Raw genomic sequence first — 15341 nt, 5'->3', positions numbered from 1 at the left:
GAAGCCGGACGCGCCCGAAAGGCAAGCGAATCTAGGACTGCGTTGTGTCAGGAAAATGACCTCTTTTCCCTCTGAAAACGCACGTTTTTCCATCGCATTTTTTCGCTGAAACGGGGCTGACCGCGACCTGACTTTTCAGGTCGGAAAAATTACGTTTCTGACAGAATCGGGCCGACAGAAAACCAAGGAAGGCAGCATGCAATTCGACTGGCACAGCGATCCCGTCACGCGGGATACCGAGGTCGACAAGAGCTACAGGAACACGCAGAACGTGCGGCGCTTCATGCTTCTCGCGTGCGGCGACGAATTCAAGTTCGACCGGGCCTTCATGGCGTGGATTCGCAATGGCGTGCCCAAGCGCATGGGCGACGTGGCGGATGAGTGGTTGAAGCGGCGCAGGCAGCCGTCGAAGTGACGCCAGTCACTCGCCTTGAGGCTGGGCCCGTGACGGCCCGTTCAACCCGCAGCCGCAGCAGTCCGGATCATCCTCGCGCTCGCCGTGGAGCGCGCCACCACCCGGCCTTGCGGATCGCTCAGTTGCGCTTCCAGGAACGAGATGGTCTTGCCGAGTTGCACGACCTTCCCCTCGCCGTACAGAAGACCGGGTGAAGCCGCCGCCAGAAAGGACACGTTGAGATCGATCGTGGCCGAGAACGCGCCCGCACCGTTCATGAGCCACAGCGCGGGCCCCATGGTGTCGTCGAGCATCGCCCCCAGGATGCCGCCCTGCACCGAGCCCGCCGGGTTCAGAAAGGCCTCGGTTGCGACGAAGCTCATGCGAACCCAGCCTTTCGCCGTATCGAACTCGATGATGCGCTGGCCGAACAGGCGCGCGGTCGCGGAACTGGGAAAGCGCTGCATCAACGGGTCCGACATCATCACGATCCTTCGCTCCGCAAGGCGGGTCGAAAAATCTTAGGCGGCCACTCCTGACAGCGTGGTGTCAGGAGCGCCCTGTCGGAGCCCTCTACATCTCGCTGAGCACGCCGAAGTCGCTGTCGCCCTGCTGCACCGCGTTCACCAGCTGCACCCGGTTGCGTGCCGCAAAGCGGCGGCGCAGCTGCCGCATGTGGTAGTCCACCGTGTGAGCCGACAAGTCCAGCCGGTTGGCGATTTCCTTGTCGCTGCGGCCCTGCAGCAGGTGCTGGAGGATGTACTGCTGCGTCGTCGAGATCTCGATGCGCGCCCCGCCCGACTCGCTCGGCATGCGCGAATGGCGCGACAGGTATTCGTGCAGGCTCAGGCCCAGCGTCAACGCCTGTCCGACGACCTCGTCCGTGATCCAGCGGCGGCCCGGCTCGCTCGACTGCAGGCTGATGACGGTGTACTGGTTCACGTGCGTGGGTGAAGCCAGGCGGAACATCAGCCCGCTGCGGATGCCGCTCGCGCGCAGGTCATCGACAAAGCGCTGCCGCCGGCCCGCCGCGTCCTCGGTTGCGGTCGTGGCGGCAGAAGACAAGGGCGAGGACTCGATCTGCTCGACATCCCACACCAGCGGCAGGCTGGACGCCGGCACGCCCTGCTGGCGCAGGTCCAGCTCGTAGAGGCGATGCGAGAAATAGCGCTGCGTCCACTCGGGGTTCGCATAGGCGGTGAAGAAGCTCAGCGGCCACCAGCGTCCACGCAGGTAGGTGATCGTGCCGTAGCCGAGCCAATCGAAGCCGAGGGCATTCAGCATGCCCTGGATCAGGTAGCGGCGCTCCTCATGGCTGCGGGCATCGAGCAGATCGCCGACGATGCCCGGCACCCCTTCCGCGTACCGGTCCGCCGATGGCGGCAGGTACAGCTGCTCTTCCGAATAGAGCTGTGGAAACGGCCCGCCGGATGGCAACTCGGCCGCGTCGAAATCAGGTGTATCCGACGACAGCGATGCCGCCGCGGCGCGTTGCAACAAGGTAGCAAGAATCATGAAATGCCTGTTGGAAATGCCGCATGCATCAGCCGACGCTGCGGGCTTGGAGCCAAACTACCAAACGGCGGTTGTGCCGCCTTGTAAATTCTTAGCTTCGGACGCATTCGCGCGGCCCATGAAGGCAAAAGCACGCCATTGCATTCCGCAGCGGCCAGCGACTGAGTACCTTCGCATGAACGATGCACGAGCTCACCGCTTCACGCATGATCGATGCTTCATAGAAGCGGGGAGCATTGGCATGCTGTTTGCTGCCCGCCGACAAGACAACGACAACATCCGAGGAGCCCTGCTTTCGATGGAATTCCCGGCCTCCCGCTATTGGCGAGACGCTGACCTCACGGGTCTTCAATTCACCGCCAACCGGCTGCTGCATCGCGAGATCCGGCCGCACCGGCATGTCGGATTTACGCTCTCGGTGTCCGACACCGAACTCCACGTGCGCACCGGCAACCGCGTGACGGTCGTGCCGCCGGGCACGCTGCTGCGCATCGCGCCGCAGGTCTGGCACGCCGTGCAGGCGCGCAGCGTGCCGTGGCGCGAGGACGCGATGTATTGCAGCTCCGCCGTCGCTCGCTGCATCAGCGCGGCGAACGAAGGCACCCCGATGGCCCGCGCGGAAGACGATGCGGGCGTTTCGATCTTTCTCGAGGCCTCGGCAGCCGTCGAATTCCTCGAGTGCCACCGATTGCTGCACGAGCCCGCGAGCGCCGGCAACGAAGAAGACAATGCCGCCGGCCGCGCCCTGCTGCGCCAGCGCCTGGCGCAGTGGATTCCCTTGCAGGCCCCGCCGCGGCGCGTCGTCGACAGCGGCGACGAACGCATGAACAGGCTCTACGAACTGATCGCTTCCGGCTTCCAGCAGCGCATGACCCTCGACAACCTCGCCGGTGCGGCGGGCCTGCACCCGGTGCACGTGCAGCGGCGCTTCCGGGGCGCCCTGGGGTTCACGCCGCACGAGATGCTGGTGGGCCATCGCATCGAGTACGCACGCGACCTGATCGCCGGCGGCGCGCGCGTCACCTATGCGGCGCATGCGGCCGGCTTCACCGACCAGAGCCATCTGCACAAGACCTTCCTCGGCACCTATGCGGTATTGCCCGGCGACTACCGCAAGCTCTCCGTGCTCGACGCCCTGCAGCCGCCCTCGGCCAGGAACGGCATCGTCGGGTAGAACGGTTCCGGGCTGCAGCATCGCCGGCTAGCCTTTCCCCAGTTGCAGTTTCACGTGCGCCGCCACTGCGGTGATGGTGGCCTCGATGCAGCGCTGCAGCGGAGCGAAGCCGTCGTTCGGTTCGCGCGTCGTCTCGTTCATGTAGATGGGACGGCGGATCTCGATCTGCAGGCTGTGCCGCTCCTTGGCCGGGTTGCCGATCTCGGCGATCAGCGCGACGCCCTTGTACGGGTCGTTGCGCGCCACCGTGTAGCCGTGCGCGCGCACCGTGGCTTCCACCACGTTCAGCAGGGCCGGCCCGCAGGTCGTGCCCTCGCGGTCTCCGAGCACGAAGTCCGCGAGCGGCCGTGGCGACTGGATGCGCAGCTTTTCATAGGCGTTGCCCGGCATCGAATGCAGGTTGAGGTGCCACAGGGCGCCGAAGTCGGTCACCGCGCGCTGAACCGCGGTAGACAGCGCCGCGTGATACGGCTTCCAGAACTGGTCGATGCGCCATTGCACGGCGGCCGGCTGCAAGGGCTGGTCGTACAGCGGCTGGTCGGCCGCGATGCGGCTCCACACCAAGCCATAGCCCAGGCGCGATTTCTCGCCCGGCTTCAGCGGCGAAGGCCAGGGCCCGTCGAGCAGTTCGGGGTCGAGGTCGTCGATGGCCCGGTTGGGATCGATGTAGGCGCGCGGAAACTGCGCGGCCAGCAAGGTGGCGCCATGGTGCGGCGCGGCGGCCCAGAGCGTGTCGATGTGCGTGTCCTCGGCCTGGCGCAGTTGCGCGAACGGCACGCGGGTGACGAAGTCCGCCGGGTAGCGTGTGCCGCTGTGCGGCGAATCGCACACCAGCGGCAGGCGGGCCACGCCGGATGGCGGGTCGACGACAACGACGACCGGATCGGTGCTCTCCATGTCCCGGGTGCTCATCACAGCTTGATGTTCGCGACCTTGGCGATGCGCGCGTACTTGTCCATCATTTCGCGGATCTGCTGCGCGAACTGCGCCGGCGTGTTGGCCATCGGCACACCCGAGATGTCGATCGTGCGCTGCTTGAACACCGGGTCCTGCATCGCCTGGTGCGCGCTGAGCATCAGCTTCTCGATCACGGGCGCCGGCACGCCGGCCGGCGCGACCAGGCCGAACCAGCCGCCTTCGCTCATCGCTTCGAAGCCGAGTTCGCGGTAGGTCGGCACATCGGGCAACAGCGGCGAGCGCTGCGGCGACAGCACCGCCAGTGCGCGCAGCTTGCCCGACTTGATGTGCGGCAGCGAAGACGGCAGGTTGTCGGTCATGGCGTCGACCGTGCCTGCCAGCGCATCGGTGGCCGCCTGGCCCGCGCCCTTGTACGGCACATGCGTGAGCCGGATGCCCGCGAGGTCCATGAACTGCTCGACGTTGACATGCCCGAGCGAGCCGTTGCCGGGCGACGCGAAGGTGAGCTTGCCGGGTTCCGACTTGGCCAGCGCGATGAACTCCTTCATGGTCTTCACCGGCAGCTTGGGGCTGACCACGAACACGCTGGGCACCGACATCACGTTGGTGATCGGCTGGAAGTCCTTCACCGGGTCGTAGGGCAGCTTCGTATAGACGGCCGGGTTCGCGCCATGCGTGCTCACCGTGGCCATGCCGATGGTGTAGCCGTCGGGCTCGGCCCGGGCCACCGCCGAGATACCGATGGTGCCGCCCGCGCCCGCGCGGTTGTCCACCACCACCTGCTGCCCGAGGATCACCGACATCTTCTCGGCCAGCAGCCGCGCAACGAGGTCGGTCGAGCCGCCCGGCGGGAACGGCACGATCAGCTTGACCGGCTTGTCCGGGTAGGACGAAGCATGCGCATCGGCGGCGGCCACGAGCGGCAGCCCGAAGGCGACGGAGGTGATGGCCAGCAGGAGGTCTCGGCGTTTGTTCATCGTTATTAAGTCGAAAGAAATATCGGGGGAGACAACGCACATGGGAGGTGCCCTGAAGTGCGGCGATTATGTGAAGCGGCCCCCCATGTTTGGAGTGACAATTGCGCCGCTTGCTATGACCAGTGCGCATAGTGGGCCACCCCACTCCACCCATGCGTATCCGCTCACCGTCGCTGCACGAGCTGCACGCCTTTGCCAGCACCGCGCGTCTGGGCAGCTTCTCGAAAGCGGCCGACGAGTTGTGCGTCACGCAAGGCGCGGTGAGCCGCGCGGTGGCGCGCCTCGAAGAAGAACTGGGCATGCGCCTGCTGGACCGCCATGGCCGGCTCAGCACGCTGACCGACGCGGGCCGCGCCTACCTGGACAACGTCGCACCTGCACTGCAGCAACTCGAGGCGGCCGCCGAGGCCGCCGGTGCGCAGCATGGTCCGCACACGCTGCGCCTGTCGGTGCCGCCGACGCTCGCCACCAAGTGGCTGATCCCTCGGCTGCCCGACTTTCGCAGGCGCCATCCTGAAGTCGCCATTTCGTTCGCACCCTACCGCCGCGACGATCCACTGGACAAGCCCGACATCGACGGCTGGATCCGCGTGCGCACCGGCAGCACGCCGTGGCACCCGGCGGGCATCCAGTCCGACTACCTCGTGGGCCGCGAGATCGTGCCGATCTGCCGGCCCGAAGACCTGCGCGGCCCGCTCGCATTGCACACACCGCAAGACCTGCTGCAGCGCCCGCTGCTGTTCCACGCCAACTACCCCGACAACTGGCGCCTGTGGTTCGACACGCAGGGCGTGCCCGACGCGAAGCCGCGCCCCGCCGCCGACTTCGACCAGGTCGTGATGCTGGTGCAGGGCGTGATCTCGGGCCTGGGCCTCGCGGTGGTGCAGCGCTGCCTGATCGAGGACGAGCTCGCCGCGGGGCGCATCGCGATCCCGATCGACCGCGCCGCGCTGACGCCGCGCGGCTACTACGTCTGCGCGCCGAAGGGCCGGCGCGAGACGCGGGGCATGCGGGTGTTCAGGGACTGGGTGCTGGCGCAGGCGGCCGGGGCCGCCTCACACGCCCTGCCCTGACCCCGGCCCCGGCGCGCCGCCGTTCAGCCCGTCCAGCGGGTTCGTCTTGGGAGCCGCACCAAGGTCGAACAGGTTCATCACGCCCTTGGGAATCTGGCGGGTTGCCGAGGAGCCATCCGCCGCCCGGAAACGTTCGGCGGTTCCCGGCACGAAACTGCCCCATCGATCCAGCGCGCGCGCGGCGACCACGGCGCTGATGGGAACAGTGCCTGCGCCGTCGGCCATCACGCCCGCGCCCCGGCTGTCGACGGTGTAAAGGTGGGGAGGCACGACGTTCGAACCGCGAACGGGCTCAGGCAAGTCCTTGATCGCCGCCCACTTGGCTTCGGCCACCGTGTCGTACAGATCACCCGTCAGTCCGCCCGAGCGACGCACCGCCTCGGGCTCCGGGCCGAGCGCGAACTGCACGCGGCCTGCCGCGGGCGTGTCGGGCGCTTCCCGGTTCGCCGCATTTTGCCGCCCGGTCCGGACCAGCCTGGCAACCACTTCCTTGAAGAGGTCCGTGGGCATCGAACTCGTCGCACTGAGTCCGGCCGGACCACCGGGGTCGCTCAAAACAACATCCCCCGAATGCCCGACCAGAAACTCGGGATCCCACGGGTGCGCTCGGGCGCTCTTCAGGCTGTCCGCGATCGCGCCGGTCTGCATGGCAGTCCGTTCATTGAGGATTCGGGCCTCCGCACCCGTGAAGGTCCGGTTGGGCTGGTCTACGTGCAAGGAGTTGGTCGACGCCGAGTAGGCATCCATGAAGAGCACCGGACGACTGCCGATCAGGTACGGCCCCTTCACGCCGAGTACGTTCTCGGCGCCGGCAGCACCGGCGAGCGTCCAGAGCGTCTCCGCTTCCTCGTGTGCCAGGGTCAGGGCGCCGTCCATCCTTGCGCCGTCCGGGATCTCCCGCAGGAGCAGTTGTGTCGCGTCCGTGGTCAGCGGATTGCCCGCCGCATCGAGAGGGTGGAACACCTTCACCACCTGGGTCAGGCCGAACGGGTATGCGGCACCAGCCGCGCCGGTTCCGAGCGCCTCCGGGCCCATCATGCCGAGCGCCTCCGCGCCCGTCATCGGCCGGCGCGTTCCATCCGCTTCGCGCACCATCAACCGGAGCACGGGTATTTCATGCCCGTTGTGCGCGTCCCTCATCATGACGGGGCGGCCTTCCCAGTCGATATCGAGCGGCACGCCCAGGCGCATGTCCGTCGACCCCTCGAACCTGCCGAACCTGTCCACCGTGCGCGCGGCAACGAGGGCTTCGCCGGGAATGGTGCGTGTGCCGTCCGGCGCGGGGCGCGTGTTCGCCAGGGCGTCTCGCGCCTTGCCGCCGTCCACGGTGTAGATGTGCGGCCCCTGCGTTCCTGCGCTGCCATCGGGCGGCAGCACATCGCGCATGGCCGCCCACTTGGCCGCAGCCACCGTGGGGTACAGGCCGTCCGGCGCTTCGCTGGAACCGGCCGGCAACTTCAACCCGCCCATCCGGCCCACTTCGTCGGGCGCCGGCCCCAGCGCAAACAACGCCTTGTCCGCAGTGTCGGGTGCCGGGCGAAGCGCTGCGTTTTGCCGACCGGTGCGCGCGATCCGCGTGACGACGTTGTTGAATAAGTCGGAGGGAGTCAGCCCTTCATGGACCCCGGCAGGGTCATGCAGAACCGGCCGCCCCTTCGAGTCGACCATGAACTGCGGATCCCAAGGGTCCTTCCCGGCACGATGGAGTCCATCCGAGATCGCCGCAACCCCCGTCGCGGTGCGTTCGTTGAGAAGATCGGTGCCCGGACCCGTGTACGTGCGGGTGGCAGTGGCAACCGTCATCGCCGTGCTCGACTCTTCGTAGCGGGGCATCACCGTGACGAGGCGGTTGCCCACCAGGTAAGGGCCCTTGACGGCGATCACGTTTTCCGCGCCCGCGGCATCGGCCAGTTTCCGCAAGGCCGCCACCTCCTCGACCGCCCCCTTCATGCTGCTGTGGATCGTCGCACCGTCCGGCAGATCGACTTGCAACTCGTCCAGATCCATGCTCAAACGACCGTCACGGATATCGCTGTCGGTACGCGGGACCTTGATCGCCTGGCCAGCGCCGAACTCGTACACGGTGCCGTACCCGCCCACACCGATCTGCGGCCCCATCATGGCGACCACCTCGGCCCCCGTCATCGGCCGCCGCGTGCCGTCGCGCTCGATCACCGTCAACCGGCTGGCCGAGAGTTGTTCTCCGTCGCTCGTCCTCAGCGCAACGGGCTGCCCATCCTCGAAATCGATCCTGGGGTGCTGCGCCGCATTCTTGCTTGCATCCACGCCCGTGTCCGCCTCGGTGAAGATGCTGGCCAGCGTTCGGCCGGGCATCGTCTCGGCGTAGCCCATGTGCATGCCGACGCCTTTTTCGCCCTTGCGCTTGAGGTGCGGGATGTCCGCCAGCCCGTGTGCCTCGGCGTAGTCTGCAATGCGCCGGCCGGCCGCGTCGAGCGCGACACGCAGGCCCGCCTCGTCGACCTGTCCCACGACCGCCACAGCCAGTTCGTCGCCGCCGGTACGCAGCGGGATGACGGTGGCGCCGGTGCCCGACAGCTCGTTGGCGAGCAGCGTCGCCATGGCCTTGAAATGCACGTTGGCGCGCTCGGCCACATCGCCCATCGCGTGATTGAGGCCACCCAGGTTGGCGATGTCGGCGGACACGTAGAAACCGTTGTCGTCCGAGCTGTCCACCAGCGCCCGCATCCGGCGCACCGTGTCGACCTTCGCGCCCGACTGGCGCGCGTCGTAGAAGCCCGTGACGCTGTCCTTCGGTGAAATTCCGTAGTGCAGCAGGCCGGTGAACTGCTCGGTGTCGAGACCCGCATCACGGGCCGCGGCCGCAAAGCTCTGCATCCTGACCACGTCCGGGTCGATGGCCGCGTGTTCGTGCGAGCCGCTTGCGAAGCGCGTGGGGTGGTCCGGCGTCAGGACTTCGGGGCCGCCTGGCTCCGGCGCGCCGCGCGCTGGGCCTCCAGCGCCGTCTTCGCCTGCTGGCGTTCCTGGTCGACCTGCTGCTGCAGTTGCTGCAGGCGCTGCTTGCGCTGCGCCGGGCTCAGGCCCGTCAGCCCCAGTCGTTCGTCCCTCGTCTGTTGTGACATGTTGCTTGCTCCTGTCGACGCCTTGGTCGGCCTCGGTAAAGATGTGGTCCAGGGTCTTGTCGGGTGACACCGATGTATACCCGATGTGCAGGCTGACGCCGCTCTGGTCTTCGTTCTTGGGATGCGGAATGTCGGCCAGGCCGTGCGCCTCGGCGTACTGCGCCACCTGCCGCTGTGTCGCCTCGACGGCGTTGGCGAGCGTGGGCTCGTCGATGCCCACGACCACCACGCCGAGCTTTTTGCCGCCGGTGCGCATCGGCACCACCGTGGCACCGGTCGCGTCCAGCTGCGTGGCGAGTATCTCGGCCAATCCGCGGATGTGGACGTTGGCTGCCTCGGCCACGTTGTTCATCGCCGCGTTGAGCCCGCCCAGGTTGCCGATGCCGGCCGATACGTAGTGCACCTGGTCGCCGCTCTCGGCAACGTGCGCCTGCGCACGCTCCACGGTCTCGGCCTTCAGTCCCGACAGCCGCGCGTCGTAGAAGCCGGTCACCGTATCGCGGTGCAACAGTGTCCACTCGCGCATCGCATCCGTTTGCGTGCCGGTCAGGCCCAGCTCGCGCGCCAGGGCCTCGTAGCGCTCGCGCGCGACGCTGTCCGGGTCGATGGCGGGGGCGCTTCGCTGCGGGCTCGGGTTCTCGGGCAGCCGGCTCCCGGCGTTGCTCACCGCCGGGCCGGACGCTCCGGTGTCCTGCGCCGCGCCGAGCCACGACGACGGATCCGGATGGTTGTCGATCAGCTTCTGGATGTCGGCTGTCCATTTCTCGCGGCCCGGGCCTCCGGGCAGGTAGAGCCCGCGGTCCGTCTCGAAGATCAGCACGTACCGGTCGGCGCCGCCCGTCACCGGTGAGCCCTGCTCCAGGCCCACCGCGATGGGCCCCCGCCGCGCCATCGATTCCTGCCCGAACAGGCTCGGGATGTTGGGGTTGACGTGCGGCTCCATCAGCACGAGCGGGCCGCCGCCGTGCACGCGCGCGTAGAAGGCCAGCACCTCTTCTCCTCTTCGCTTGCCCTCGGCAGCCGCCTCCTCGATGGTCAGCATCTTGCCGGCCTTGTTGGTGCCGGGCACCTGCTTCGCATCGGCGTTGAGGTAGGTCGAGAACTGCCAGACATCGCCGCGCGCAAGCAGGTCTTCGCGCGACACCTCGCCCGCCGCGAACTTGCCCTCGCGGTAGTACGACGCGGGCAGCGTCTTCACGTACTTGCCATCGACCAGCGCCTCGCGATGGAGCGCGATGATGCCGAGCGGCTTCTGGCCCAGCGGCGAGCCTTCGGCCGGATAGACGACGTAGGCCATCCGGGTCCCGTCCTCCATCTCCTGCTGCCACTTGCGCGCCATGCCTTCCGGCCCGAGGTTGTTGAAGTCGGGGCTGACGGCCAGCTGCTTCTTCAATGACGACAGCACCGCGGGCGCGTTGCTGTCGCTGAACTGCTCCAGCCGCACCACGCGATCCTCGATGCCCAGCACGAACGGGTCGATCCAGTTGTCGCCGACCCGCGCACCCATGTTGCGCACATCGGCGCCGAGCGGCGCATCGACGCGCTCGCCGCGGCCGTTCGGCGCGAGCCAGAAGCGCTGCTGCGTGTCGAAGTTCTCGCCCGCATGCGCGCGCCCGGTCGAGACGTCCATCAGCGGCAACTGCGGCCTGGCCGTGACGAAGTCGCCTTCGCCAAGCTCGATCTTCTCGCCCAGCTTGATGGTTCCCCCCATCGCATGCACGCGCGCACCGAGCTTCTCGCCGAGGTGCAGCGCGAGCGACTGCGGCACCACCGCCTGGGGATCGACGAGCTTGCCGGCGCGGCAGATGTAGAGCGCGACGTCCTGCCCCTCGGGGTAGCCCGCGGCGCGCATGTCGGCGGCGATGCGCTCCGGGCTCGGCACGTTGGCCTCGTCGGCCATCACGACGAAGGCCTTCTCCGGTACGGCGACTTCGATGTCGCGCGCCGGCACCGGGCGGCCGCCGACGGTTGCATTGCCCTCCAGGTAGTTCAGGTCGGCACGGCGATGCACCAGCGGCTGCGCCTGCCATTCTTCCGGCCCGAGCCAGCGCTGCGGACGTTCGTCGCCCGCGATACGGCTGTCGAGCAGCGAGCGGTATTCCGCCGTGCCTGCGCCGCCCTCCGCGTAGCGGCTCACCGGGGTCTTGAAGATGGCGATGTAGCGGGTCGGCGGGGCTTCCCCCGCAAGGTCTCCGGTTCTTGGCGGACCCGCCTGGTGCACCACCGTGATGGGCCCCTCGCCGGACATCCGCTCCTGGCTCTTCAGGCTCGGTACGTTGGCATCCCTGGGCCAGCCCAGTTCGGGCACGTCCTCGGGTGCGCCGGCATGCACGGCCGCGTAGAAGGCGTCGATGTGCTCGCCCTTGCGCGCCAACTCCTCCACGGCCATCGCCATCAGCTGCTTCTTGGCAGCCGTGTTGACCACCCCGCCCGGGAAGGCGGACTTGGAAGAGGTCCGCGCCCTGCTGAGGTAGGTCGAGAACTGCCAGACCGGGCCGAGATCGCGCAGCGCGTCCTGGCTCAACTCGCCCGCCGGCTTCGCGCCCGGATAGCTTTCCGCCGGCCGGATGCCGATGAAGCTGTCGCTGACCAGGGGCCCCCTGTGCACGGAGATGATGCCCAGCGGCCGGCGCGCCAGGTTCGAGCCGGGCGCGGGGTAGATGACGTAGGCGATCCGGCTGCCGTCCTGGACTTCCGCCGTCCACTTCTTCGCCATTTCCTCCGCCCCCAGCTTCGTGAACTCGGGGCTGAAGCGCAACTCGTGCGTCAGGTACGGGAGCACGTCGCGCGCGTGCTGCACATCGAAACGCGCCAGCTCGACCGCGCGGTCCTCGATGCCCAGCGTGAGCGGGTCGATCGGGTCGTCGCCCACGCGCGCGCCCATGTTGCGCACATCGGCGCCGAGCGGCGCATCGACGCGCTCGCCGCGGCCATTGGGCGCGAGCCAGTAGCGCTGCTGCGCGTCGAAGTTCTCGCCGGCATGCGCTCGCCCGGTCGACACGTCCATCAGCGGCAGCTTCGGCTGGGCACTCACGAAATGGCCTTCGCCGAGTTCGGTCTTCGCTCCCAGCGTGATGGTGCCTTCCACCGCATGCACGCGCGCACCCAGCCTGTCGCCGAGCTGCAATGCCAGCGATTGCGGCACCGGCGCGGCCGGGTCCGCGGTCTCGCCGGCGCGGCAGATGTAGAGCGCAACCTCCTGTCCATCGGCATAGCCGGCCGCGCGCATGTCGGCGGCGATGCGTTCCAGACTCGGCACGTTCGCCTCGTCGGCCATCACGACAAAAGCTTTCTCGGGCACCGCAACCTCGATGTCGCGCGCCGGCACCGGGCGGCCGTTCACCGTGGCATTGCCCTCCAGGTAGTTCAGGTTGGCCGGGCGGTGCACCAGCGGCTGCCCTTGCCATTCCTTGGGTCCAAGCCAGCGGTCCGACGGGTACTTGCCGATCTGGGTGTCGATCAGCGAGCGATAGGCCTCCGTGCCGGGACCGTTCTCCGCATAACGGCTCACCGGCGTCTCGAAGATCGCGACATAGCGGGTCGGCGCCTCTCCGTTCGGCATCTGCGGCCCCTTTTCGTGCACCACGGCCAGAGGTCCGCCGCCGGACATCCGCTCCTGGCTGCCGAGGCTCTTCGAGTTGACGGTTTCCTTCCAGCCCAGCGCCGGCACCGCCTCGGGCGCGCCGGCGTGCACGCGTGCATAGAAGGCGTCGATGGGCTCGCCGCGGCGCGCCAGCTCCGCCAGCGCGATGTCCATCACCTGCTTCTTCGCGGCGGAGTTGACCACGCCACCAGGGAATGGCGACTTGCCGTTCCGTGAGCTCGCCCTGTCCTCGCTGAGGTAGGTCGAGAACTGCCATACCTCGCCACGGTCGAGCAGATCCTTCTTGCCCAGCGTGCCGGCCGTCGCCTCGCCGTTGTAGCGGTCGGGGGTCAGCGTTTCCTTGTAGTTGTTGCCGACCAGCGGCTCCTTGTGCACCGCGATGATGCCGAGCGGCCGGCGCTGTGCCGCCGAGCCCGGCGGAGGATAGATCACGAAGGCCATCCGCGTGCCGGCCTCGATCTCGGCGATCCATTTCTGCGTCAGGCCATCGGCCTTCAGCCGCATGTAGTCGGGGCTGAACTCCAGCTCTTTCTTCAGGTACGGCAACACATCGCGCGCGTGCTGCGCATCGAACGGCACCAGCTCGACCGCGCGGTCCTCGACGCCCAGGTGCAGCGGATCGATGGACTTGTCGCCCACCGTGGCGCCCTTGTCGAGCACCTTCTGCGAGAACGGCGCCTCGTCCTGTTGGGTGCGGCCGCCTGGCTCCAGCCAGAAGCGCTGCTGCGCATCGAAGTCCGCATCGGTCACCGGGTGCGGCACGTTCTGCGAGACATCGGTCAGCGGCAGGTTCGGCCGTTGCACCACCGGCGCGCCCTCGACCGTGTTCCTGGCGCCGAGCACGATGTCGCCGTCCACCGCATGCACCCGCGCGCCGAGCTTGTTGCTCAGGTCGCGCGCCAGCGATTCGGGCACCGGCGCATCGGCCCGCGCAGGCGTGCCACCCTCGCAGAGGTAGAGCACCACGTCCTTGCCTTCGGGATGACCTGCCTCGCGCAGGTCCGCCGCGATGCGCTCGACGCTCGGCGGGTTCCCGCGCTCGGCCATCACCAGGATGCTGTCGGGCGGCACCGCCAGTTCGATGTCGCGCACCGGTACCGGCTGTCCCTTGACCGTGGCCTCGCCTTCGAGATAGTTCAGGTCCGCCCGCCGCGTTGGAGCAAGCAGGTTGCGCGAGTCGGGCACCTTGTCGAAGGCTTCTTCGATCTTGCCGCGCCACTTGAGCGTGCCCTTGCCCTCGGGCCCGTAGAGGCTCGCGTCGGTCTCGTAGATGTAGATGTGGCGTGCCGGTTCGCCGTCCGGATAGATATCGGTCTTGAACGGCGAGCTGTCTTCGTAGCCGACGGCGATCGGGCCGCGCCCGACCGTCTGCGACTCCTGGCTGAAAGCGCTCGCCACGTTGAACTTGTGGCCCTTGAGCGCGACCGTGACGCCGTCCGAGCCGGTGACGAACGGTGCGCCGCCGCTGACGCGCGAATAGAACGCCTCCACCGGCGCGCCCTTGGCCGCTTCCTGCCGCATCACGTCGCTCATGAACTGCATGCGCGCGGCCTTGTTGATCACACCGCCCGGATAGCGATTCTTGTTGGAGCCGAGGTAAGTCGAGAACTGCCAGACTTCGCCGCGGGCCTGCAGCGCCTGCTTGCTCGTTTCTCCCGCAGGCTTGCTGCCGCGGTAGAGCGCCGCGGGCAAGGTGTTGCGGTAGCTGTCGCCGATCAACGCTTCCTTGTGGACCGAGATGACGCCGATCGGCGCATCGGAGGCCGGCGTCGAACCGGCCGCCGGGTAGATCACGCGCGCGTAGCGCGTGCCGGCGGCGATCTCGCCGAGCCACTTGTCGATCATGCCCTGCGCGCCGAGCGCGTTGTAGTCGGGGCTGACGCCCAGCTCCTTGGCCAGCAGCGGGAACACGGCCTGCGCGTTCTCCGCATCCATCGGATGCATGTCGACCACGCGGTCCTCGATGCCCAGGTGCAATGGGTCGATGGTCTTGTCGCCCACCCAGGCGCCCTTGCCGAGCACTTCGGGCGAGAACGGTGCGTCGGCTTCCTGCGTGCGGCCACCGGGCTCCAGCCAGAAGCGCTGCTGCGCATCGAAGTCCGCATCGGCCGCGCGGTGCGGCGCGTTCTGCGAGATGTCGGTCAACGGCAGGTTCGGCCGTTGCACCACCGGGGTGCCTTGCACCGCGCTCTTGCTGCCGAGCACGACGTTGCCGTCCACCGCGTGCACCCGCGCGCCGATCTTGTTGCTCAGGTCGCGTGCCAGCGATTCGGGCACCGGCGCATCGGCCCGCGCGAGCGTGCCGCCTTCGCAGAGGTAGAGCACCACGTCCTTGCCTTCCGGATGTCCTGCCGCGCGCAGGTCCGCCGCGATGCGTTCCGCGCTCGGCGGATTACCGCGTTCAGCCATCACCAGGATGCTGTCGGGCGGCACCGCCATTTCGATGTCGCGCGCCGACACCGGGCGGCCGTTCACCGTCGCGTTGCCTTCGACATAGTTCAGGTCCGCCGGGCGCAGGCCGGCCGGGCGCGCCGCGGCCGGCACGGCGAGCGGCGCCGCCTCGTCGGGCTGACCCGCCAGCAGCG

At 68.2% G+C, this 15341-nt stretch carries 8 protein-coding genes; 3 read left to right on the top strand and 5 right to left on the bottom strand.

Annotated elements, in window-relative coordinates; translation table 11 throughout:
* Nucleotides 1-196: 196 nt before the first annotated feature.
* Nucleotides 197-415 (top strand): DUF6434 domain-containing protein, encoded by a 219-nt coding sequence (locus tag AC1DXX_RS06065; RefSeq protein ID WP_478133268.1) that lies wholly within the window; start codon nucleotides 197-199, stop codon nucleotides 413-415.
* A 41-nt stretch (nucleotides 416-456) separates the two neighbouring features.
* Here the strand turns inward: AC1DXX_RS06065 and AC1DXX_RS06060 are convergent, their stop codons facing one another.
* Nucleotides 457-876, bottom strand: coding sequence for a PaaI family thioesterase (locus AC1DXX_RS06060; RefSeq protein ID WP_478133267.1), 420 nt, complete (start codon nucleotides 874-876; stop codon nucleotides 457-459).
* 91 nt (nucleotides 877-967) lie between these two features.
* Entirely contained in the window at nucleotides 968-1909 is a 942-nt protein-coding gene (locus AC1DXX_RS06055) for a helix-turn-helix transcriptional regulator (RefSeq protein WP_478133266.1), read from the bottom strand.
* Nucleotides 1910-2207: 298 nt separating this feature from the next.
* On the opposite strand from AC1DXX_RS06055, the gene AC1DXX_RS06050 reads away from it, so the two are divergent.
* Complete coding sequence (locus tag AC1DXX_RS06050; protein ID WP_478133265.1) at nucleotides 2208-3083, top strand: helix-turn-helix domain-containing protein; 876 nt, start codon at nucleotides 2208-2210, stop codon at nucleotides 3081-3083.
* A 27-nt stretch (nucleotides 3084-3110) separates the two neighbouring features.
* Here the strand turns inward: AC1DXX_RS06050 and AC1DXX_RS06045 are convergent, their stop codons facing one another.
* Together AC1DXX_RS06045 and AC1DXX_RS06040 are read right to left on the bottom strand one after the other, a co-directional pair.
* Nucleotides 3111-3995 carry an N-formylglutamate amidohydrolase gene (locus AC1DXX_RS06045; RefSeq protein ID WP_478133264.1) on the bottom strand — a complete coding sequence of 295 codons (885 nt, stop codon included), beginning with the start codon at nucleotides 3993-3995 and terminating at the stop codon, nucleotides 3111-3113.
* Nucleotides 3995-4978 carry a Bug family tripartite tricarboxylate transporter substrate binding protein gene (locus tag AC1DXX_RS06040; RefSeq protein WP_478133263.1) on the bottom strand — a complete coding sequence of 328 codons (984 nt, stop codon included), beginning with the start codon at nucleotides 4976-4978 and terminating at the stop codon, nucleotides 3995-3997. Before AC1DXX_RS06040 ends, AC1DXX_RS06045 begins: the two co-directional genes overlap by 1 nt.
* A gap of 152 nt (nucleotides 4979-5130) precedes the next feature.
* On the opposite strand from AC1DXX_RS06040, the gene AC1DXX_RS06035 reads away from it, so the two are divergent.
* Nucleotides 5131-6051 carry a LysR substrate-binding domain-containing protein gene (locus tag AC1DXX_RS06035; RefSeq protein ID WP_478133262.1) on the top strand — a complete coding sequence of 307 codons (921 nt, stop codon included), beginning with the start codon at nucleotides 5131-5133 and terminating at the stop codon, nucleotides 6049-6051.
* Here the strand turns inward: AC1DXX_RS06035 and AC1DXX_RS06030 are convergent.
* Nucleotides 6034-15300: a hypothetical protein gene (locus AC1DXX_RS06030; RefSeq protein WP_478133261.1), complete on the bottom strand. Its 9267-nt coding sequence runs from the start codon at nucleotides 15298-15300 to the stop codon at nucleotides 6034-6036. The two genes, AC1DXX_RS06035 and AC1DXX_RS06030, sit on opposite strands and share 18 nt — an antisense overlap.
* Nucleotides 15301-15341: the final 41 nt, after the last annotated feature.

The sequence above is a fragment of the Variovorax sp. P4_B10 genome, assembly GCF_056402375.1.
The sequence above is the reverse complement of the archived record's forward strand: the minus strand, read 5'-3'. Positions and strand labels throughout refer to the sequence as shown.

Bases quoted from the DNA above. Each gene is read 5' to 3' on its own strand.
- AC1DXX_RS06065 (WP_478133268.1), top strand. From the start codon at position 197: ATGCAATTCGACTGGCACAGCGATCCCGTCACGCGGGATACCGAGGTC.
- AC1DXX_RS06045 (WP_478133264.1), bottom strand. From the start codon at position 3,995: ATGAGCACCCGGGACATGGAGAGCACCGATCCGGTCGTCGTTGTCGTC.
- AC1DXX_RS06040 (WP_478133263.1), bottom strand. From the start codon at position 4,978: ATGAACAAACGCCGAGACCTCCTGCTGGCCATCACCTCCGTCGCCTTC.
- AC1DXX_RS06060 (WP_478133267.1), bottom strand. From the start codon at position 876: ATGTCGGACCCGTTGATGCAGCGCTTTCCCAGTTCCGCGACCGCGCGC.
- AC1DXX_RS06035 (WP_478133262.1), top strand. From the start codon at position 5,131: ATGCGTATCCGCTCACCGTCGCTGCACGAGCTGCACGCCTTTGCCAGC.
- AC1DXX_RS06055 (WP_478133266.1), bottom strand. From the start codon at position 1,909: ATGATTCTTGCTACCTTGTTGCAACGCGCCGCGGCGGCATCGCTGTCG.
- AC1DXX_RS06050 (WP_478133265.1), top strand. From the start codon at position 2,208: ATGGAATTCCCGGCCTCCCGCTATTGGCGAGACGCTGACCTCACGGGT.